The sequence below is a fragment of the Lentibacillus persicus genome, from assembly GCF_900112705.1.
Lineage (GTDB): Bacteria > Bacillota > Bacilli > Bacillales > Amphibacillaceae > Lentibacillus > Lentibacillus persicus.
This window is the reverse complement of record NZ_FOMR01000003.1, coordinates 44,887-65,751: the sequence shown is the minus strand read 5'-3', so window position 1 is coordinate 65,751 and position 20,865 is coordinate 44,887. Positions and strand designations below refer to the sequence as shown.

Genomic DNA, 20,865 nt, shown 5'->3' with positions numbered 1-20,865 from the left:
TTGAAACAGCTGAACTGACAGCTTATACAGCGTTTGGGTTAACCATTGCCAGTGACCATTCTTTACCTGAATTAAATCGCGTTAATTATAAAGATTGTGAAGTCGATTTAATCATCAGAAGAGAAGATTTATCTCATCTGTGGCTGGAATATGCTGAAGCTGATACGTATTACTATATCAAAGAAAACTTGTGTATGGTCAGGGTCCCTGACGTCGCCATTTATAAAATTGAAAATGGGCGTGAAATTTCGGTATCGCCTTTTGAAGAGGCAAGCGATGAGCAAATTCGGCTTTACCTTCTTGGAACATGCTTGGGTGCAGCACTTATACAGCGAAAAGTATTGCCTTTACATGGAAGCTGTATTGCCATTGATGGAAAAGCGTATGCCATTGTGGGAGACTCAGGTGCAGGGAAATCAACACTGGCTTCAGCGTTTATTAACCGGGGTTTTCAATTACTCTCGGATGATGTCATTGCTGTGATGTTGACTGAAGACCACCACCCAATGGTCATACCTTCGTACCCGCAGCAAAAATTATGGCAGGAAAGCCTGGATCAGTTTGGCATGACGTCCAGTCAATATAAGCCAATTTATGATAGAGAAACAAAATTTGCAATCCCTGTTGCCAGCCATTTTCATGATAAGCCGATGCCTCTCGCGGGGGTTTTTGAATTGAATAAGAGCGACCTGCCTAAACTTGAGATTGCACCTGTTCAGACATTAGAGCGGTTTCCGGTTCTCTATTATAATACCTACCGACATTTTATGATCAGCCGTTCCGGTTTAATGGAGTGGCATTTTGAGTTATCTGCACGTATGGTTAATCGCCTTGACTTTTATCGCGTTTTCCGGCCAAATTCACGCTTTACGGCTTATGAGATAGTTGAGGGTATTTTGGACTTAATTAACAAGGGGGAGAAAAATATATGAATCAAACCATTTCAATAAATGATATTGTGAGCCAGGTGGAAGGCAATATTGTCAGCGATATGGACGGTGAAAAGGTCATGCTGAGTATTCAAAATGGCAAATATTACAACCTTGGTGAAATTGGCGGGGAGATTTGGGAGGGCATAAAAGAACCTACATCAATAGCTGACCTGATTCAGTCATTAACAGCGCAATATGATGTCGAAGAAAGTAAATGCAGAATTGAGACAATCGGATTCATAGATCATTTATTAGAAGAAGGTTTAGTGAAGGTAGAGTCTGCTTAAGAAGGGAAACGAGCGGGATGAAAAAACTGAAATTACTTTTATCGTTAAATAGGGAAATGAAATTGCTCTTATTCGAAGCCTATTTTTATTTAGCATGGGGGCGTGTGCTGAAAAGCGTGCCCTTTTCTAAAATCGCTCCTTTACTTGGAGAAAGTATGCAACAAACCTCGCTCGACCCAGACAAGACATACAAAAGGAAGTTAAGCGAAATTTCCCAAGCAATACAAATTATGAGCAAGTATACGTTTTGGGAAAGTGAATGTCTTGTTAAGGCAATTGCTGCGTTAAAAATGCTTGAAAGACGAAACATTGAAAGTACGCTCTACCTGGGAATGACGAAAGATGAATCGGGTCAATTGCTCGCCCACGCATGGCTGCGGAGCGGACCTTTCTATCTAACTGGTGTGGAAGGGATGGAACGTTTCACCGTTGTCAGCATGTTTGCCAAAACCTTGTCAAAATAAGGAGAGAACACGATGAAACAATTCAAACTTGATATCTCTGACGTACCAAAAGAATTACACTTCATTATCGAACTTTTAAAAAACGATCATGTTGCTGAAATCGATCCTCTCCTATATCAGGGGATTGATTGGAAGGTTTTTATAAAATTAGTTTTTCACCACCGATTGTATCCGAATCTCTATGCAAAATTAAAACAGTTCGATTGCGGCGTTATACCTCCGGAAGTGGTCGACTATATCTCCTTATATTATAAGAGAAACACATTGCAAATGCTGAAATTCAGTGCAGTGACAGAGGCTATCAGCAGGCTATTTACCGAAAATCGGATTTCGCTCCTCCTGTTAAAAGGGCCTGCGCTCGGTCATCTTCTGTACGGCGATATTTCGCTCAGAACTTCCAGTGATTTAGATTTCCTCGTACCTCTCGAAAAAATGGAAAAAGTGGATCGATTGCTTACCGAACAAGGCTATCAGAAACATGATTACATAAAAACAGTCCTCAATGATTGGAAGTGGCGCCATCACCATGTCACGTATTATCATCCGGAGCAGCAGATTAAACTGGAAATTCATTGGCGGTTAAACCCTGGCCCAGCAAAGGAACCTGGCTTTCATGAACTGTGGAAGAGAAAAATCCGAAGCAGCCTGACACATTTTCCGGTTTATTTATTAGGAAAAGAGGACTTAATATTATTTCTAACGTCACATGGTGCTCGACACGGCTGGTCCCGGCTTCGCTGGCTGGTTGATATTAAGGAATTGCTAAAACAAGACATTGATTGGAAGAAAGCTCGTAACAACTTAATTAGATATCGGTGCAAAAAGCCTGCAGGGCAAGGTTTATTATTAGCGTCTTGTTTATTCAATCTGAGGCCGGGTCATGCAATGCGTCCTTTAATTCACACCAGGCCTGTAATGCATTTGGCGCAGCATGCGGTATTCTATTTAAAAAATATGATTAATCTTCACACGGAACCGGTACCGGAAGAGACAGCGAACTTTCATAAACACCATTTATTTTCATTAATGGAATGGCGTCAGAAGTGCTTGTTTTTATTGAGCTTTTTATACCCATATTCTGACGATGCCGAGACATTACCATTACCAAAATCCTTGCACATACTTTATTTTCCATTGCGGCCATTTTTATGGACCTACCGGAAGACGCGAAAAATTGCCTTTTAATAGGAGGACGATGATGAAAACAATTATTTATTTTCTTAAGCAAATACACGCTTTTTCCGGGAAGATTGTGTATATTAATCTCTTGGCAATGACGGGGATTGGGTTGTTGGAAGGTGCAGCCGTTCTATTACTGATACCTTTAATCAGTATAAGCGGCATCATCGATATGAGTGTGAAGGGAATTCCTCTACTGGATAAACTAAGTTTTATTGAAGAAATCCCTCCCTCTGTTGGACTACCTGCTATATTAATTTTTTATGTATTGTTGGTGATTGGTCAAAGCCTTGTTCGAAGACAATTAACAGTGAAGAACACAAGGATTCAAATGGGTTTTTTAAGATATATGCAAGTGAAGACCTATCAGTTATTGCTGCATGCAAACTGGCAATTCTTTATCAAGCAAAGGAAATCAGATTTGGTTAACATTCTTACTGCTGAAATTGGACGTTCCAGTTTGGGAGCGTATTCTGTGTTGCAGTTCATTGCCTCTACAGTATTTTCCGCAATTCAAATTGGTCTTGCTTTCATTCTTTCACCTAGCATAACTGCTTTTGTATTGCTGTGTGGGGCAGTTTTAATATTTTTTAATCGAAAGTTTCTTAAACGGTCACTTGCTTTGGGGAAAAGAGACTATGAACTAGGACGGGAATATATTGGTGGCGTTACCGATCAGATGAATGGAATTAAGGATATTAAGAGCAATACCCTTGAAGCATCCAGAATGATTTGGTTTCGGTCGATTACAAAAAGTATGGAGGATCAGCAAGTCAATTATAAACGGTTAAAAGCAACCTCCCAATTATATTATAAAGTTGCTTCAGCTGTATTAATTGCTGTCTTTATTTATTTCGCATTAATGATGTTTCAGGCACAAGCAGCACAACTTCTCTTAGTCGTTGCAATTTTTTCCAGAATATGGCCGACGGTTGCCGGTATACAAGCTTCCTTGGAGCAAATTGCGACAACGGTTCCATCATTTAAAGCTGTTATAGCATTACAAAATGACTGTAGAAGCGCAAAGGAATTTGAAATGATTAATGAAGAGGATATTGTAAAAATCAAGCTTCAGCATGGTATTGACCTCAACCATATCTATTTTCGTTATGACAAAAATGAGCATAAGTATGCTTTGGATGATATAAATATTGCCATCCCGGCAAATCGAATGACTGCTTTTGTGGGGCGTTCGGGTGCGGGAAAAAGCACCTTAATCGATATGTTATTGGGGCTGAATAAACCCGAAACCGGGCAAATCATCATTGACGGTGAGCCATTAACGCATACTCAGTTACTATCTTTAAGAAAGTCCATCAGCTACGTACCTCAGGACCCTTTCGTATTCAATACGAGTATACGCGAGAATCTGCTGCTGGTAGTACCTGAAGCGAATGAATCAGACATGTGGGAAGCTTTGAGGTTTTCCTCGGCAGCTGAGTTTGTTCGTAATCTTCCTGACGGCCTTGATACGCTGATTGGTGACCGTGGCATTAAATTGTCAGGCGGAGAGCGGCAGCGACTTGTGCTGGCACGGGCTATTTTAAGGAAGCCGTCTATTCTTGTGCTTGATGAAGCGACAAGCGCACTCGATTCCGAAACAGAGGCAATTATACAGAAAGCATTGGATAGCTTGAAAGGCAAGATGACGATTATCGTGATTGCCCACCGCTTATCCACGATTCAGAACGCCGATCAGGTGGTAGTACTGGACGAAGGGAAGGTCATTCAGCGGGGTGGCTTTAATGAGCTTGCTAAGCGAAAAGAAAGTACATTTTACGATCTGTTGAATCGTCAGGCACAAGCTTTCAATTGATAGCAGTTAAATTACAGGTGTTTACAGAAATTGAGGTATCGCCATGATTAAAGTGTCGTTTAAACTATTAGCGGTTTTCTTAGTACTGGTATTATGTTTGGTGCTTTACGCACTCTGGGACAACAACCGTATTACGACTGCAGAGCAGGCGGTTGTTATCGAAGAATTGCCAGAGCAGCTGGAAGGTTTTATAATTCTTCAGGTGTCTGATTTACATGAAAAGATGTTCGGAAGCAACCAAAAACGCCTGGTAGACGTCATAAATGCTGCTGAGTATGACGCGATTGTTTTTACCGGGGATATGCTCGATAGTACCGAAAGTAAGAATGAAGCGTCTTTCTATTCGTTGCTTGAAGGTATCGATAATAAGCAAAACGCCTGGTTTGTCCCGGGAAACACGGACCCATACCCGTATCAATTTACGCCGGAGATTGAAAAGAGTGCGTTTATTAAAGGAATGGAAGACAGAGGTGTTAAATTATTAGAGTCCTTGGATACGGTAGAAATTGATGACGCTACGGTTTACTTTGTTAATTTTGAACTATCCATTATAAAAAGGCCTGAACATGTTGGAAGTAATGAAGGCACAGTGACCCCGCCCTATGAATCGAATGAAAGATATCTTGCTTATCAACAGCAACTCTGGGAAGAAATGAAAGTTCTCGATGCGTCTGAAGAAGCCAATACGATTATCGCGCTCAACCATTATCCTGTAGCGGATCCCAGAATTGAACATATCCAAAATAGTTCAAAGAGGGTATGGCGAAATTACGATTTAATTATGGCAGGACATTACCACGGCGGGCAAATTCGAGTTCCTTTCTTAGGCGCCATTTTCGTTCCGGAACCCTGGTACAATAACGCTTTGTTTCCGCCGGAAGATCGTGTTAAAGGATTATGGGAACATAAACAGGCACAACAGTATGTCAGTGCTGGTTTAGGAAGCAGTGACGCCATTCCTTTTATTAGATTTCGATTGTTTAACCCCCCGGAAATAAACATAATCAAATTAGAATCGTGATGAATAAAACTTTCACTACTACATGATTAAGAAAGGGTCATAAAAAATGGAGAAAAACAATACAATAGATTGGAAAAACAAGAAAGAGGTGAAATGCCATCAGTGTTTGTACCCAGCCGCAGGAATATGTGCAAGCAACTTTTCAGGCGCTTACAGATGCTTTATTGCCATCCGTGAAACCCGCCTATGGACTTCCTTTCAGCAATACCGACATGGGGGTTCATGAATACATTATCTATGCTTTAGACCACAACATTTCGATTCAGCAGCAGTTGTATCATCACGTCGTCCCTCTCGCTTATCCCACCGCTATGATGTTGGATGCCGCCGCAGCACAGCTTATAAATGCTCATCAAGCACAAGCTTTTCCGCAAAATAGTTTTCCTCACGGAGGCATGTTTTCGCGCCTTTCCCAGGCAGATCGAATTCGAACATTATCGGCTCTGGAGAATCTCGAAATCGACCTATTCTTGTTACCATCCCCTTATCAAAATAATGCCGGAATGATCAAATACGTAACGGATGCTTTAAATCGGTTTTCGTTGTTTGGTTTTTATTCAGAATGGCCGGCTTATGGTTCTACACGTCTAAGGCCGCCGGATGACCGCCGTCTTGAATTTTTCCCTCTGAGCTGGCAGCTGGTTGGCTATCCTGGAGTGTCGCTCGGTTATCGCGATTTCCGGGGCTTTTTACTAACAATGGCAGAGGTGAAGACATGAAGACAGATCCTGATGTAATTGTGATTGGTGCTGGTGCAGGCGGCCCTGTTATTGCTAAAGAGTTAGGTGAATCGGGCATAAGGGTACTCGTGCTTGAAGCCGGGCCGTGGTACGGCAATAAAAAATGGCCAGCCCCAAATGAAAACCGAGGTAAGGCAAAAGAAAGCTCTGACCCGGGCGATTTGGATGGCTCACTCTACCGCCGGCAATTGACACGGCTCGAAAATGATATGGATGATCAGGTCAGCGGCAAATTTCGTTGGGGTGCGGCTGATAGAAGGCGCGCACCGTGGTATCGTAATATCCCTGATCGGGCGTTGTTATGGCAGAGTTCAGGGGTTGGGGGATCTACCCAGCACTATTATGCGAATTCGTTACGTGCTTTTCCTGAGTCAATCGCCGAATGGCCAATTAGTTATGATGAACTCATTCCGTATTATGAAAAAGTGGAAGCAGCATTGCCGGTTGAATTTGCCCCAACCACAACGAAGGAGGCGCTTTTTTATTATGGGGCGGAACAGGCCGGTTTTTCACAGAATCGCACATTGGATGTCACAAGCAGCGGCTATCGTCCACAGCCGAATGCTATCTTACCGCCAAATGAGCATTTAATGGATCCAAACTATTCATTAGAAGAATTAAGTCATATGGAAGGCTGTACGTTAAGCGGCCATTGCTGCCAGGGCTGCCCGTACGGACCATCGCTTGAAAAAATGGCGAAACGTTCAACCACGGTCAGCTATGTCCCAATGGCGTTGGCGACCGGAAATGTGACGATCAGACCGAATACGTTTGTAACGGCGGTATTAACTGAGTATAATTCAAATGGAAATCAACAGGCAACGGGGGTCCGGGTAAGGGATACGTGGACAGGGGAAATGGAAGAATTACGTGCGAAAGCCGTTGTGATGGCAGCTGGCTGTGTGGAAACACCTCGTCTTTGGCTGAACTCTGATTTGCCGTATAACCCGTGGGTTGGGCGTGGTTTAACCAATCATTATATGGATATGGTGACAGGTACATTTGATGAAGCGACATTAATGGCGATTTTAGGCAGTCCATCAACGAACCCATATATCGGGCACACCTCTGGAGCACGACTCGATTATCCTGGCCTCGGCATGATTGAAAATATTGGGGAAAGCCCCGGTATGTCAGCACAGCAACTGTTTGGTTTCAGTCAATATGGCTATAACAGCCTCCGTCAGCCGGAATCCGATAAGTGGGAACAGCGTGGACGACTCGTTGGGGCTGAACTCGAAAAAGCTATGGCAGACTATGACAAAACACTCACACTCTCAGCTATTACGGGTGATGAGGTGGCGTTTCACAACAGGGTTGAACTGGATCCGCATATCAAAGATGAACATGGTGCGGTCCCTCGCGTTCATTATATGCCGACCAAAAAGTCAAAAAAGAGACGGGAGCAATTAGTTGGAATTGCCACGGACATATTGCGGCAGGCGGGGGCCGAGACAGTCCATCGGAAAGACCTTCCACCGAATTACTATATCCACCTGCAAAGCACGATGCGGATGGGGTATGTCGTTGATACATCTTGTGAAGCGTATCAGGTGAAACGGCTGTATGTAGCTGACAACAGTGCTGATTATAATGCGCTTGGGGGGCCAAATCCAACGTTGACAACGCAAGCGCTTGCAGCAAGGACAGCAGAACGATTGGCTAACAAGTATTTTTAAGTTATTCATCGCTTAAAGCTAAAACGCCGTGAATTTGTTTTAAGCCATTATCTGCAGTGATGCCTTTCTATTTGATCTTTTCTATTTGCCACATTGCCACGCATGCCGTATTATAGTACAATATAATACTGGAATGTGTTGAAATGAGGGATATATATGAGCAAGAAATCCATTTACGGATTGACATATGAAGCACTGCAGGATTGGCTGACAAATCACGGCCAGCGCCGTTTTCGCGCTGATCAGGTATGGAATTGGCTCTATAAAAAGCGTATCAATAAATTTACTGATATGCGTAATGTGAACAAGGAAACGATCGCGCTGCTCGAAGATAATTTTGTTCTTCATACGACTAAAGAGGAACTGAGGCAGGAATCAGAAGACGGAACAATTAAATATTTGTTCAGACTGTCGGACGGGAACTTGGTTGAGACAGTCCTGATGCGGTTCAATTATGGCCTATCGGTTTGTGTGACAACCCAGGTTGGCTGCAATATAGGCTGTTCGTTTTGTGCGAGCGGGCTGCTCAGGAAAAATCGTGATTTGACCAGCGGTGAAATTGTCGAACAGATCATGAATGTGCAGAAAGATATGGATATAAAAGATCAGGACGAGCGCGTGAGTCATATCGTTGTGATGGGGATTGGTGAACCGTTCGATAACTTTAATAACCTGATGGGTTTTATAAATGTTGTTAACCATGACGCGGGTCTGAATATCGGCGCCCGTCACATCACTGTATCAACGAGTGGTTTGGCGCATAAAATCTATGAATGGGCTGATACAGGTACACAGGTGAATCTGGCTATTTCATTGCATGCACCGAATAATGAGCTGCGGACATCGATTATGAAGATTAATCGCGCTTTCCCGATTGAAAAGCTGATGAAAGCTGTTGATTACTATTTGGAACGGGTGAATCGGCGAATTACGTATGAATATATTATGCTTAAAGGGGTCAATGACCATAAGGAAGATGCTGAAGAGCTTATTGAACTTTTGTCCGATAAACGGCATTTATCCTATGTGAATTTGATTCCATACAATACAGTCAGTGAGCATGATCAGTATCAGCGCAGTGATTCATCAACGATACAGGCTTTTTATGAAACGCTTAAAGAAAATGGACTTAATTGCGGTGTCCGCTGGGAAAATGGTGCGGACATCGATGCTGCATGCGGACAACTGCGAAGTAAACAAGTTAAAAAAGAAACAACAGCTGGCTAGTTAATATCAACAGATACGTCCTCTCGGAGGGCGTATTTTTTTGGATTAATATTCTATAAATTCAATAAACGTAATTGATTACAAATATGTAAACATGTAAACAAAAAGTACACATACTGTTTGCAATTGCGTATTCATGTAAACAAAAACGTGTACACAGTGCTATGATAATGTGTGCATAAACTGTATACATGTATACGTAAAAGAATACGAAAATAGTCTTATTGCGTTATAGCATGAAAAAGATTATTCTATTAATATAGCCGAACTAGATTAACAGATGAGAGTTTAGAATGCTTCAATTAATACACTTTATTTTATGGAAGGAGAATCTTAAATGAAAGATTCACGAATTGCTGCGGTTGATGTGGGGAACGATGCTGTAAAAGCAAACTTTGGAAAAATGGAAAATGCCTATTACATACCAAATGTTATAGCGCGTGACATGGAGGACAGACCGGTCATCGGTATTGAAGACCTCGATGAAAAAGACCCGCTTGATAATTTGCATATAAAGGTGCACTCCCCTGCCCTGGAAGAAAATAATGCGGTTTACCGTGTCGGGACTTTGGCAACGAAAACGAACAATTCAACCGAACTTGATCAGGGCAGCAGCAAGTCTGAAGAAGACCAGACACTGGTCATGCTGTTTGCCTCAATCGCGCTCGATGCTGTCAGCAGTAAATCATTTAAATCCGGAAAAAACGATACAATCGATGCGAATTACACGCTTGGGACTGGCCTTCCACTCAGAGAAGTGAAAGAAGGAAAAGATGTCGGCTACCGCTCCCAGTTGCTCGGCAACGTCCATCAGGTGGAGTTTTTGGTAACACCGCAATACCAGGGTATTAAAGTAAATATTAAATTTGATGAAGTTAAAGTGTACCCGGAAGGTTTTGCGGCGTATGTCAATCTAATTATGGACAACGATTTGAACGTTATTAATAAGGAACTCATCGATAAACAAATTCTGATTCAAGACATAGGCGGTCTTTCAACAGATATCGCTGTTATTCGCAACAGAACGGTTGATGACGATAAAGCTCAAGGATTCCCGCTTGGTGTCGCCGAATCACTCGAGGAAATTCGTGATGAGATCAGGACCCGCCATGGCGTGGAGTTAGACAGCCGGCGTGATGTGGTAGATATCATTACCCGTAAGAATGATCGCCACCATATTATGGTGAAAGGAAGCAGAACGAATATCCATGATATTACGGATCGGATTTTACTTGAATTAGCAAAGAAAGAATATCGCAATCTCCGCAACGTGTGGCAAAAGAATTCTCAATCGGAAATTTGCTACTTTGTCGGCGGTGGCTCCGCTGTGCTGAAAGATTATATTAAATCCTTGAACAACAAATTGGATGGCTTTAATATTGATTTCTTTGAAGACGAAAATGAAAGTATTTGGATGATGGCCAACGCGTACTACAAATTGATCATGGATTACGTTAAGAAAAATACACCGGCTGAAACAAAGGAAAAAGCCACAACTGAAAAAAAGTAAGGTGATATAATGCAAGGGTCTAAGAAGCCGATCGAACGCGGACAGTCGATAACGTTCCGAGTCCCGTCTGATACACCTGATTATTTATTAAAACAGCTCCAAAAGCTAAAAGAAACAGAACGCCGTAATTTTTCCAGTCAAATTGCGCAGTATGTCTTAAAAGGTGTTAATGAAACATTCACACGTGAACGCGAAACGGTAACCATCCCGCTTCCGCGTCAGTTGACGAAAGAACAGAAAAATTGGCTTAAACACGAGCATTCGGAAGCGCTGATTGGAAACATTTTGTACCAGCTGCTGCAGGATCCGATGCGGGCGACATCGATTATGTCAACATTAAATGGCAATCAGCCGATCCCGGAAGTTGCGGCGGCAGAAGAATCCGCTTTGGAAGAGGAACCGCCTGCTGAAACTATTCCGCCGGCAGAAAGCACCACAGGCAATGTCTCTGATCTGGACGCTGTGGACCTTGATCAGCTTGATGACCTGCATGGAGCGGATGACACAGAAGAAGAGGAGCCTGAAGAAGATCCGCTCGCAGATTTCTTTTCCAAAATGAATAAGTAAAGCATAGCTGTCCTGAACGATTTTCAGGGCAGTTTTTTTGCTTGAACAGATGCATAAGATGCCGGTTTCCAATCAAACTATCCATAGGAGGTCGGTAGTATGGAATTTGATTGGATGTGGAAAGCGGTCCTGATTGTAATAGCGGGCACGTTTCTTTTAAGAATGGCAGGCAGGAAGTCCATTTCACAGATGACACTCCCGCAAACCGTCATAATGATTGGAATCGGTTCATTGCTGATTCAGCCGATTGCCGGTGAAAACATCTGGGTCACAATAGGCGTTGGAGCTATTTTGATTGCAACCTTATTTGTTATGGAATATGTTCAAGTAAAAGGAAATATTTTTGAAAAAATCATTACCGGTAAATCAAAAGTATTAATTGAAAATGGGTCTCTCCATGAAAAGAATATGAAAAAACTCCGGATGACCGTCGATCAACTTGAAATGAATTTGCGGATGAAAAATGTTAAAAAAATCGATGATGTGGAATGGGCTACACTCGAACCGAACGGGCAGGTTGGTTTCAGTCTCAAAAATGATGCCCAGCCAGTGACACGAAAGGAATTTAATCAGCTTTCGTCAGATGTTCAAGAAATTTTGAGCCTGCTTAACACCAACTCGCAGCTTAACCAGCTTAGAGCCAGACTTAATGATCTTAATAATCAAATTGCTGAGATGCAGACAAAAAAAGATATGTTTAAGGAACTTGATCAAAAAAATCAAGACCCCCCCTCGCCAAAACATTTACAGTAATGGCGGGGTTTTTAATGGTGTTAAAGCTTATCCCAGAAAGAATCCTGCAGCGACATAAACGACAACGGCAATGCCAGCCCCAATCGAACAAATCTTCAACTTATAACGTGCATAATCGACAAGCGGCATCTCGAGTATTGAAGCCGTTGTAATCGTTGTATCGCCGAGCGGAGAGGTCATCGCGCCAAACGATCCGCTGGCAAATACAGCCCCTACCGTAAGCGGAATCGATGCATCGGTTGAGATTGCCAGAGCCATTCCTAATGGCATGATAATCCCCCACGTCCCCCACGATGAACCGATAAAATAACTGACGACCGCACCGAGGAGAAAGACGATCGCCGGTATAGTGAAACCAGGCAGAAAGGATCCGAGTGTTGCATTTATAAATTGCGAAAAACCGAGATCTTCTGTCACGAGGGATAAAGCCCAGACGAGAATCAACAACACAATTGCCTGCATGAGCTGATTGCCGCCGTCATAAAAATGATAAATCGTCTCAGACATCGACTGCTTTCGGACCATATAAAAGATAAATGTCAGTATCAATGTTATAAAAACGCCGAGAAGCATCACAAATGTCGCATCCCCCTCAGAAAATGCCTGGAAGAAGGTGTCTGCCCCATTTGCTTTTCCATCCTGCCATAAAAGAAATAATGTCAGTCCAAGCAGCAAAAAAAGTGGCACAATCAAGTTCCATGGCTGCGCTTTAACCATCGATAATTCCTTTTCAATTCCCGCCCGGTGATAATCATGGTCATTCTGGTCGTTCGCCGTCTTTTTATTCACCCGTTCTTTATCGCCGCGAGACCAGAACGTACGAATGAGTCCAATGATCAGCATGACTATCGCAAAGAAATTAAACAGAATGCTGAGTAAAAAAATATGATAAGGGTCCACGTCAAGGTTATATTTTTGGACCCCGCTTTCGACAAGTGATACCATAAAACCGACAAATGCTGTCGCAACGGGCAGAAGCACAATGACTGAACTTGTTGAGACATCCATGGTAAAGCCTACTTTGCGCTTGGATATAGTCATATCCTTCATGAGTGATTTTACAACAGGTCCGATCATCATGATTCTGAACATAGGCATCATAAAAGTGAACGGCAGGGTCAGCCATATTAAACTTAGCAGCCCCCGCTGGGAGTCAATCTTGTCTCCGATCCATTCAGAAAACCCTTTAATGCCACCGGATATGTTCATCATGCCAATCAGACCGCCGAATAGATAAAGAAAAGCGACAATTTTAATGTTATTAGCATCTGATAGCGTCGTGACAATATAACGGACGGATTCCTGTGTGCCGCTCAGCACACTAAATTCAGTTAAAATACCGCCGGCGAGAAGCCCGAGCACAAGCCCGGGCAAAATTTTTTTTAGCCAGACCGACAGGCCGATGACAATTATAAATGGAATTAAGGAAAGCCAAGCCATTACACGGGTCTCCTTTCAGATGAAGAGGTTGATCCGCAAAATAACTTAATCATCAAGGTTCTTATCCTCCAGGACTTCCAGTGCGGACCGTCGTTTTTTTCGCTTCGTTTGCTGATTAATATGAATCGTCGGTGGTGAGTAGTCATTCGTTGCCCGGATATCTTCATTGGATGCTCGCATGAACGACCAGGCCAGAAGCAACATAATAAATAAAACCGGAAACCCGGCGACGATGCTGGCGGTCTGCAATGTCTGCAAGTCACCCACGAACATCAATACAAGCGGCATCAGGCATAGAGTGAAGGCCCAGAACAGACGGTTCCAGCGCAATGGTTCGCCTTTAATTTTCTTTTGTACAACGGCTGACAGAATATAGGAAGATGAGTCGAATGTTGTCGCAAGGAAAATAATCGCCAGAACCGTAAAAACAGTCACCATCATCCACGCCATTGGCAATTGATTCAATATGGCGATGATGGCAGCAGGCGCTCCATTTTCGTTCATAACTCCGATGACATCAAAGCTTCCGGTGAGCTGCAGATGAAGTCCGAAGTTTCCCATTATCCCAAAGAACAAGATACAGCCGATCGTACCGTAAATCATTGTACCGAAAATCATTTCCTGAATGGTCCGTCCCCGCGAAATACGGGCGACAAACAATCCGACAAATGGTGCGTAAACAAGCCACCATGCCCAATAGAATACGGTCCATGCTTCAGGAAAACTTGTTTCCGTAAAACCGCCGACATTTGCGAGTGGTTCAAGCCATGTCGCCATCTTAAAAAAGTTGTCAATAATCAGTCCGATACTTGTAAATGTCGTTTCGCTGATAAATAGCGTCGGCCCGAATATAAAAATAAAGGCGAGTACAAAAATTGCGAGCAAAAGATTAAAGTCACTCAGCACTCTAATGCCCCGCCGAAGCCCTGAGTATGCACTGACCGCAAAAATACTGGTACATAACAGCATAATGACAGTCTTGGTTGCCAGATTTGGCGGCAATCCTGTTATATCATTCACGCCTTCTGCAATCATCGGTGTTCCAAGCGCCAATGTTGTTCCGGCGCCGCCCATCAGGCCAAACATGAACAGGACATCAATGAGAACGCCCAATGGTGTATCAACCAGCCGGCCGAGTACGGGTCTGACAGCTTCGCTTATTTTCAGCACAGGTTTTTTCCTGACATAATAGAAGTATGCGATAGGAAGTGCCGGTAATGTATATATTGCCCAGGCAATAGGACCCCAATGAAAGATACCGTATGCAGATGCCCATTGCATTGCTTCCGTTGTTTCACCTTCAATACCGAACGGCGGGCCCTGGTAGTAATAGGCCCATTCGATCATCCCCCAGTAAAGAATACTCGACCCAATGCCTGCAGCGAAAAGCATGGCAGCCCATGACACGGTGCCGAATTCTTTTTCCTCATCTTTATCACCAAGCTTAATATGCCCATTCTTACTGAAGGCAACAAAGATCAAAAAGGCAAAAGCAGCGAGCCCAAAGATTAAGTAAAGGACGCCAAAATTGCCGGTCATAAAATCATTTGCCATATTGACGAATTCCTTTCCGGTCTCAGGGAAAACCGCTAACGGAATGGAAACGGCAAGGAGCAAAAATAAAGCACCAATAAATGTCGGCCAATCAATCAAATCTTTGTTCATGAATTTCACCCTTTCTACCGATAGCTTTTCTTGAAGCTGAAAGGCTATTCATGAATTTCATATGTTCATCGAAATATTGCACTTAGAGTGATCGCGGGAACGTTTTGAGGGTGACTTCGCCCAAATTGTCAGAAGTCCCGCTCAATTCAGGTAGGCTATTGACTCAAAAGGCTCTGATAACATAAAAAACCCGCTGTCACGAACATGCTTTAATGTTCGTGACAGCGGGTTTATAATACTCAGCCTGCTTCAGTAATTTTAGTGGCCGGCAGCATTTGCCTTAGTTGCTGCTTTTCATCATCAGTCAGTGGCAGCATTGGCAACTGGGCGTCGCCAACGTGAATGCCCATCATATTTAAGGCAGCTTTAACCGGAGATGGGCTCGGCTGCTTAAACAAAGCTTTCATGACTGGAAGTATTGTTTGATGAATAACTGCGGCTTCCTGCACATTGCCCTGCTTAAATTGCGTTGCCATTTCTTGCATCTCATTTCCAAGGACATGAGCAGCGACTGAAATCACGCCGTTTCCGCCGATGGCCATCACGGGCAGTGCCAGACTGTCATCGCCGCTGTAAAGTGTGAAATCCTCAGGCGTTTTTTGAATAATCTCCGCCATGGCATCAAGGTCGCCACTTGCTTCTTTGACTGAGACGATATTGTTGATTTCGGAAAGGCGAATAATCGTTTCCGGTGCAATCGCAACAGCACTTCTGCCCGGGATGTTATAGAGCATCACAGGCAGCGATGTTGCATGTGCAATTGCTTTATAGTGCTCATATAATCCTTCCTGGGAAGGTTTGTTATAGTACGGTGTTGTCAGCATGATGGCATCGACACCGGTCTGTTCTGCCTGCTGTGTCAGTTGAATGGAAGCCCGCGTGTTGTTCGATCCCGTTCCTGCAATAATAGGGACGCGTCCATCTGCAATGTTGGCAGTGAATCGGAACAATTCCAACTTTTGACTGTCTGAGAGTGCTGGCGATTCGCCAGTTGTTCCTGCAACGACGATACCATCAGAGCCGTTTGCGATTAAATAATTAATCAGTGTCCGCGTTTGATTAAAATCGATACCGCCATTTTGATCGAATGGCGTCACCATTGCTGTTAATACCTGTCCAAAATTCATCATAACCACACCCTTTTTTAAAATTTTAAAAGGGGCTATTTCCTCATTATTGCCATAAAAAAACAACAACGAGGGGTCGCTGTTGCGTGGGAAACGAATCGTTCGTTTCTTAGCACAAGATAGCCCTCCATATAGTTGCCTATATGACAGTTCTGTATTTATTCAATACCAGAACCAACCCGGAGAATATGAGTTTCTCCCAAGTTTCGGCGAATTCCCCTTTCCACAGCGTCTTCGGACCTCATCATCCTCGGCGTGCATACTAATGGTTTTCGCACCTCTACCTCACTTCAATGGTTTGAAGTAAGAAAATATATAATTATCCTTAACATAACATATCAATCTTTAAAATTCAAGACATCGATGATTTATTTTAACTTGCACGAAATACATTGCAATGATTATAATTCTTTGTTAAGGTTAAAACACAATATATATTAACAAAAATTTATAATTGCACTATATCTAGTGTTCGCGTTCTAAGGTGACAAACCAGTCATAATAGGGAATCCGGTGAAAATCCGGAACTGTCCCCGCAACTGTAAGTGTGGACGAACAGGCTGACCACTGTATTGCAGGCTTTACGGCAGCAATATGGGAAGGGCCCCAGTAGATAGAAGCACGAGTCAGGAGACCTGCCTTAGTTCGGATGTTTTTCGACCCTCGGGGAAAGCGGTGGTAAAACGATAGGAACATACATATTTCTGTCGTTTTATGACCGTTCATCCTCAGGGTGAGCGGTTTTTTTATATGATTTTAAGGAGGCAATAAAATGACGACAGCAGTGAATGACGAATTGGCCCAATTAGCGGAGCACGTAACAGAAGGACTGAGCATCACCCGGGAAGCATTTATAGAAAACGTATCAAAAAAAACCAACACAGTCGGCAACGATCACATGATAAAACGGGCGCTGGAAAATATCGATGAAGCAAACCCGGACTGGACGTTCGTTGCCAGCCGACTGTATCTGCAAAACTTGTATAAGAAGGCTGCAGCGAATCGCGGGTTTGATAAAAATGAGAAATATGGCGACTTTTACGAGCTAATCTCGATGCTCACGGATAAAGGGATTTATTCAGACCATCTGCTGACGACATACAGCAAACAGGAGGTGGATTATTTTGCTGAACTAATCGAGCCAAAGCGGGATTTATTGTTTAATTATCTTGGCATTTACACGATGGCAACACGTTATTTGGCCGCTGACCATGATAACAATACATTTGAGTTGCCCCAGGAGCGTTGGATGATTATAGCAATGCATCTTATGCAAAAGGAAGACAGGCAGTACCGCAGTCAGTATGTTGCTGAAGCATACTGGGCGCTCAGTAATTTATATATGACGGTGGCGACACCAACGCTCACCAATGCGGGTAAAACACACGGCCAGTTATCGAGCTGTTTTATCGATACGGTTGATGACAGCCTGCAGTCGATTTATGACAGCAATACGGATATTGCGAGGCTTTCAAAAAATGGCGGCGGGATTGGTGTTTACATGGGCAAAATACGCAGCCGCGGCAGTTCGATTAAGGGATTTAAAGGCATGTCCAGTGGTGTCGTCCCGTGGATTAAGCAGCTGAATAACACGGCAGTCAGTGTTGATCAACTTGGAACGCGCAAAGGTGCGATCGCTGTCTATTTGGATATATGGCATGCCGATATCGAGGCGTTTCTCGATTTGAAGCTGAATAATGGTGATGAACGGCTGCGGGCGCACGATATCTTCACAGGTGTCTCGGTTCCTGATTATTTCATGGAACAGGTCGAAAAGCGCGGCGACTGGTATTTGTTTGATCCGCATGAAGTGCGTGAGGTAATGGGCTATTCGCTTGAGGATTTTTACGATGAAACAAGCGGTGACGGGTCCTGGCGGGAGCGCTACTTGGAATGCGTCGAATCGGATAAGTTGTCCAAACGAGCTGTACCGGCGATTGACTTAATGAAGCGCATTATGAAATCGCAACTGGAGGCGGGCACACCATTTATGTTTTACCGGGATGAAGTAAACCGGCAGAACACTAACCCGCACGAAGGCATGATTTATTGTTCTAATCTGTGCACCGAAATCACGCAGAACCAGTCACCGACAGAATTTTTGGAAGAGATGACTGAAGCTGATGGCACACTTGTTAAAAAGTATAAGCCCGGTGACTATGTTGTCTGCAACTTGAGTTCCATCAATCTTGGGCGGGCTGTGCCGGAACAAGTTTTGGAACGTTTAATCAACATTCAAGTCCGCATGCTCGATAATGTGATTGATATTAACACATTGCCGCTGAAGCAAACCCAATTAACGAATCAAAAGTACCGTGCCATTGGTTTGGGAACATTCGGCTGGCACCATCTGCTGGCAAAAGAAAATATCGCCTGGGAGTCTGAGGCAGCAGTCGACTTTGCAGATGAACTGTATGAAAAAATTGCTTATTTAACGATAAAAGCGAGTATGGAACTAAGTGTGGAAAAAGGCAGTTATCCGGCATTTTCAGGCAGTAAATGGCAGAAGGGCCGGTATTTCACTGATAAAGGCTATACCGATGCGAACTGGAGCGCGCTGCAGCGTGAGGTTACGGAAAACGGCATCCGCAACGGTTACTTGATGGCTGTTGCGCCAAACTCATCAACATCGATGATCGCCGGCTCGACCGCGAGTATCGATCCGGTATTTAAACCGTTTTATTTTGAAGAAAAAAAGGATTTTAAGATTGCTGTGACAGCCCCCGAGCTCGACCATAACACTTATGAGGTCTACCGGCGCTCGGCATATATACTCGATCAGCGTTGGTCGGTCAGACAGAATGCAGCCCGGCAAAAACATATCGACCAGAGCATTTCGTTCAATTTTTATGTGCCGAATACGATTAAAGCTTCCGTCCTTCTTGAATTGCATCTCCAGGCTTGGAAAGAGGGTCTCAAAACAACGTATTATGTCCGGTCAACAGCTAACGATGTCGAAGAATGTGAGTGGTGTGAAAGTTGAGATGTTTGATTGCTTATTTATCGTACAGTGGCAATACAAAGGAAGCGGCTGAGTCAGTGGCCGATTATCTGGCTGCAGACGGCTCTGAAGTATATATGCACCGGATCGGCATAGACGCTCCGGTTGATGTGTCCCGATACGATTTAATTTTTATCGGAACGTTTACATGGGACCGGGGTGCGACACCGGATGAAGTAAAGGATTTTGTGCTGGAAGTCGGTTATAAACCATCGAATGTTGCGGTTTTTGGCACCGGTGACACGCAATTCGGCGGTGAGGCGCTTTATTGCAAGGCAGCCGAAAAACTCGCTCACTTTTATAAAAGCCGCTGGCCGTGTTTGAAAATTGAACAGTCACCGCGCGGGTCTCAGGAACAATTGATACAAGAATGGCTGGAAGGAGTGCTTTATGATGTCAGAAGTTTTGCTTGATCGAGCCAAAACACTTGAACCGATGAATCCCAATAAATCGACAGCCCTTTTCGGCGGAAAGTCGAGCGGTATCCTGAATTGGAATGACATCGCTTATCCGCACTGGTATAAAATGTATAAACGGCTGCTCGGTAATTACTGGCAGGCCGATGAGATTAATATGAATGACGATTTGCGGCAATTTTCTTCTCTGACTGATGAGGAGCAGGATGCTTATTTGAAAATCATCGGTCTCCTGTCAACATTGGATGCACCACAAACACGGACGGCGCTGCTTTTGTCGTTATATGCGACCGACCCATCCGTCCAATCGATTATGGCAGTTATCGCGCAACAGGAAGCGGTGCACAATGAAAGCTATTCGTATGTTTTGTCATCCGTTGTCTCGCTTGATGAGCAGAACGCATCGTTTCAACTTGGGCGTACAGATCCGGTGTTGCTGAAACGAAACGAGACGATCATGCAGCAATACAATGCGTTTGTTGAGAAGCCGACAATCGAAAATGTATTGAAGACGTGTGTCTATACTGCGCTATTGGAAGGGATGTTTTTCTATTCGGGGTTCGCGTTTTTCTATCATCTTGCACGGCAAAATAAGATGGTCGGCACATCGACCATGATCAGTTATATTAACCGGGACGAACTCGAACACGGACGGTTTATTGCTGAATTATTCCGGGCAGTATTGCATGAAAACCCGGAACAGAATACGTCGGATTTTTCTGAGTGGGTTTACGCCAGTTTTCGTGAATCGGTCGAGTTGGAAATCGAATGGTCCCGCTACGTCCTCGCTGAAATTGACGGAATTGACCTTGATGAAATGGCCGGTTACGTCAAATATCGTGCCAATAAAATGCTGCGGATGATGGGCCTGAGTGAGATTTATCCAGCTCATACAGAAAATCCGATGAAATGGATTCGGGCATATGCGGATAATTTTGACAGCACCAAGACGGACTTTTTTGAACAAAAATCAAGGCAATATACAAAAACGAGCGATCTGAACGGATTTGATGATTTATGATCTAAGATTCCGAACTTCGA

17 protein-coding genes, 1 pseudogene and 2 riboswitches are annotated in these 20,865 nt (G+C 43.6%); of the genes and pseudogenes, 15 read left to right on the top strand and 3 right to left on the bottom strand.

All coding sequences use genetic code 11. The features are described from left to right. Window positions 1-329 precede the first annotated feature (329 nt). The 12 genes and pseudogenes from BMZ22_RS17465 to BMZ22_RS04665 form a co-directional block, all read left to right on the top strand. Window positions 330-932, top strand: a pseudogene (locus BMZ22_RS17465) (HPr kinase/phosphorylase); the annotation flags it as partial. After that, window positions 929-1,219: a lasso peptide biosynthesis PqqD family chaperone gene (locus tag BMZ22_RS04715; RefSeq protein ID WP_090082269.1), complete on the top strand. Its 291-nt coding sequence runs from the start codon at window positions 929-931 to the stop codon at window positions 1,217-1,219. The pseudogene BMZ22_RS17465 and the gene BMZ22_RS04715, both read left to right, overlap by 4 nt. 17 nt (window positions 1,220-1,236) lie before the next feature. Next, window positions 1,237-1,683, top strand: a complete 447-nt coding sequence (locus BMZ22_RS04710; RefSeq protein WP_090082266.1) for a lasso peptide biosynthesis B2 protein — start codon at window positions 1,237-1,239, stop codon at window positions 1,681-1,683. Window positions 1,684-1,695: 12 nt separating this feature from the next. Beyond that, on the top strand, window positions 1,696-2,868 hold the full coding sequence (locus BMZ22_RS04705) for a nucleotidyltransferase domain-containing protein (RefSeq protein ID WP_090082262.1): 1,173 nt from the start codon (window positions 1,696-1,698) through the stop codon (window positions 2,866-2,868). A gap of 13 nt (window positions 2,869-2,881) precedes the next feature. Beyond that, window positions 2,882-4,678 (top strand): ABC transporter ATP-binding protein, encoded by a 1,797-nt coding sequence (locus tag BMZ22_RS04700; protein ID WP_090082258.1) that lies wholly within the window; start codon window positions 2,882-2,884, stop codon window positions 4,676-4,678. A gap of 43 nt (window positions 4,679-4,721) precedes the next feature. Then, window positions 4,722-5,699 carry a metallophosphoesterase gene (locus BMZ22_RS04695; RefSeq protein ID WP_090082255.1) on the top strand — a complete coding sequence of 326 codons (978 nt, stop codon included), beginning with the start codon at window positions 4,722-4,724 and terminating at the stop codon, window positions 5,697-5,699. A gap of 128 nt (window positions 5,700-5,827) precedes the next feature. Further along, the gene (locus tag BMZ22_RS04690) at window positions 5,828-6,418 is read left to right on the top strand and encodes a hypothetical protein (protein WP_090082254.1); all 591 of its coding nucleotides are present in this window, start codon (window positions 5,828-5,830) and stop codon (window positions 6,416-6,418) included. Further along, the gene (locus BMZ22_RS04685; RefSeq protein WP_090082253.1) at window positions 6,415-8,118 is read left to right on the top strand and encodes a GMC family oxidoreductase N-terminal domain-containing protein; all 1,704 of its coding nucleotides are present in this window, start codon (window positions 6,415-6,417) and stop codon (window positions 8,116-8,118) included. The genes BMZ22_RS04690 and BMZ22_RS04685 overlap by 4 nt, the downstream gene beginning before the upstream one ends. 156 nt (window positions 8,119-8,274) lie before the next feature. Continuing rightward, window positions 8,275-9,345, top strand: a complete 1,071-nt coding sequence (gene rlmN / locus BMZ22_RS04680; RefSeq protein WP_090082250.1) for a dual-specificity RNA methyltransferase RlmN — start codon at window positions 8,275-8,277, stop codon at window positions 9,343-9,345. A gap of 337 nt (window positions 9,346-9,682) precedes the next feature. Beyond that, window positions 9,683-10,855: a ParM/StbA family protein gene (locus BMZ22_RS04675; protein ID WP_090082246.1), complete on the top strand. Its 1,173-nt coding sequence runs from the start codon at window positions 9,683-9,685 to the stop codon at window positions 10,853-10,855. A 9-nt stretch (window positions 10,856-10,864) separates the two neighbouring features. Further along, window positions 10,865-11,422, top strand: coding sequence for a hypothetical protein (locus tag BMZ22_RS04670; RefSeq protein WP_090082241.1), 558 nt, complete (start codon window positions 10,865-10,867; stop codon window positions 11,420-11,422). A gap of 99 nt (window positions 11,423-11,521) precedes the next feature. Beyond that, on the top strand, window positions 11,522-12,175 hold the full coding sequence (locus BMZ22_RS04665) for a DUF421 domain-containing protein (RefSeq protein WP_090082238.1): 654 nt from the start codon (window positions 11,522-11,524) through the stop codon (window positions 12,173-12,175). 27 nt (window positions 12,176-12,202) lie between these two features. On the opposite strand, the gene BMZ22_RS04660 is transcribed toward BMZ22_RS04665, so the two are convergent. The 3 genes from BMZ22_RS04660 to dapA all read right to left on the bottom strand — a co-directional run bounded on the left by BMZ22_RS04660 (window position 12,203) and on the right by dapA (window position 16,407). Then, entirely contained in the window at window positions 12,203-13,615 is a 1,413-nt protein-coding gene (locus BMZ22_RS04660) for a Na+/H+ antiporter NhaC family protein (protein ID WP_090082234.1), read from the bottom strand. 45 nt (window positions 13,616-13,660) lie between these two features. Then, window positions 13,661-15,280, bottom strand: a complete 1,620-nt coding sequence (locus BMZ22_RS04655) for a BCCT family transporter (RefSeq protein ID WP_090082230.1) — start codon at window positions 15,278-15,280, stop codon at window positions 13,661-13,663. 239 nt (window positions 15,281-15,519) lie between these two features. Continuing rightward, the gene (dapA, locus tag BMZ22_RS04650; RefSeq protein ID WP_090083122.1) at window positions 15,520-16,407 is read right to left on the bottom strand and encodes a 4-hydroxy-tetrahydrodipicolinate synthase; all 888 of its coding nucleotides are present in this window, start codon (window positions 16,405-16,407) and stop codon (window positions 15,520-15,522) included. Window positions 16,408-16,519: 112 nt separating this feature from the next. Further along, window positions 16,520-16,698: riboswitch (Lysine riboswitch) on the bottom strand. A gap of 174 nt (window positions 16,699-16,872) precedes the next feature. Then, window positions 16,873-17,064: riboswitch (cobalamin riboswitch) on the top strand. A 115-nt stretch (window positions 17,065-17,179) separates the two neighbouring features. Here dapA and BMZ22_RS04645 point away from each other — a divergent pair. From BMZ22_RS04645 to BMZ22_RS04635, 3 genes are read left to right on the top strand one after another with little or no spacing between them, the layout of a single operon-like run. Next, window positions 17,180-19,390 carry a ribonucleoside-diphosphate reductase subunit alpha gene (locus BMZ22_RS04645; RefSeq protein WP_090082227.1) on the top strand — a complete coding sequence of 737 codons (2,211 nt, stop codon included), beginning with the start codon at window positions 17,180-17,182 and terminating at the stop codon, window positions 19,388-19,390. Further along, window positions 19,387-19,821 carry a flavodoxin gene (locus BMZ22_RS04640; RefSeq protein WP_090082225.1) on the top strand — a complete coding sequence of 145 codons (435 nt, stop codon included), beginning with the start codon at window positions 19,387-19,389 and terminating at the stop codon, window positions 19,819-19,821. Before BMZ22_RS04645 ends, BMZ22_RS04640 begins: the two co-directional genes overlap by 4 nt. Further along, entirely contained in the window at window positions 19,802-20,845 is a 1,044-nt protein-coding gene (locus BMZ22_RS04635) for a ribonucleotide-diphosphate reductase subunit beta (protein WP_090082223.1), read from the top strand. Before BMZ22_RS04640 ends, BMZ22_RS04635 begins: the two co-directional genes overlap by 20 nt. The last annotated feature ends 20 nt before the right edge of the window (window positions 20,846-20,865 follow it).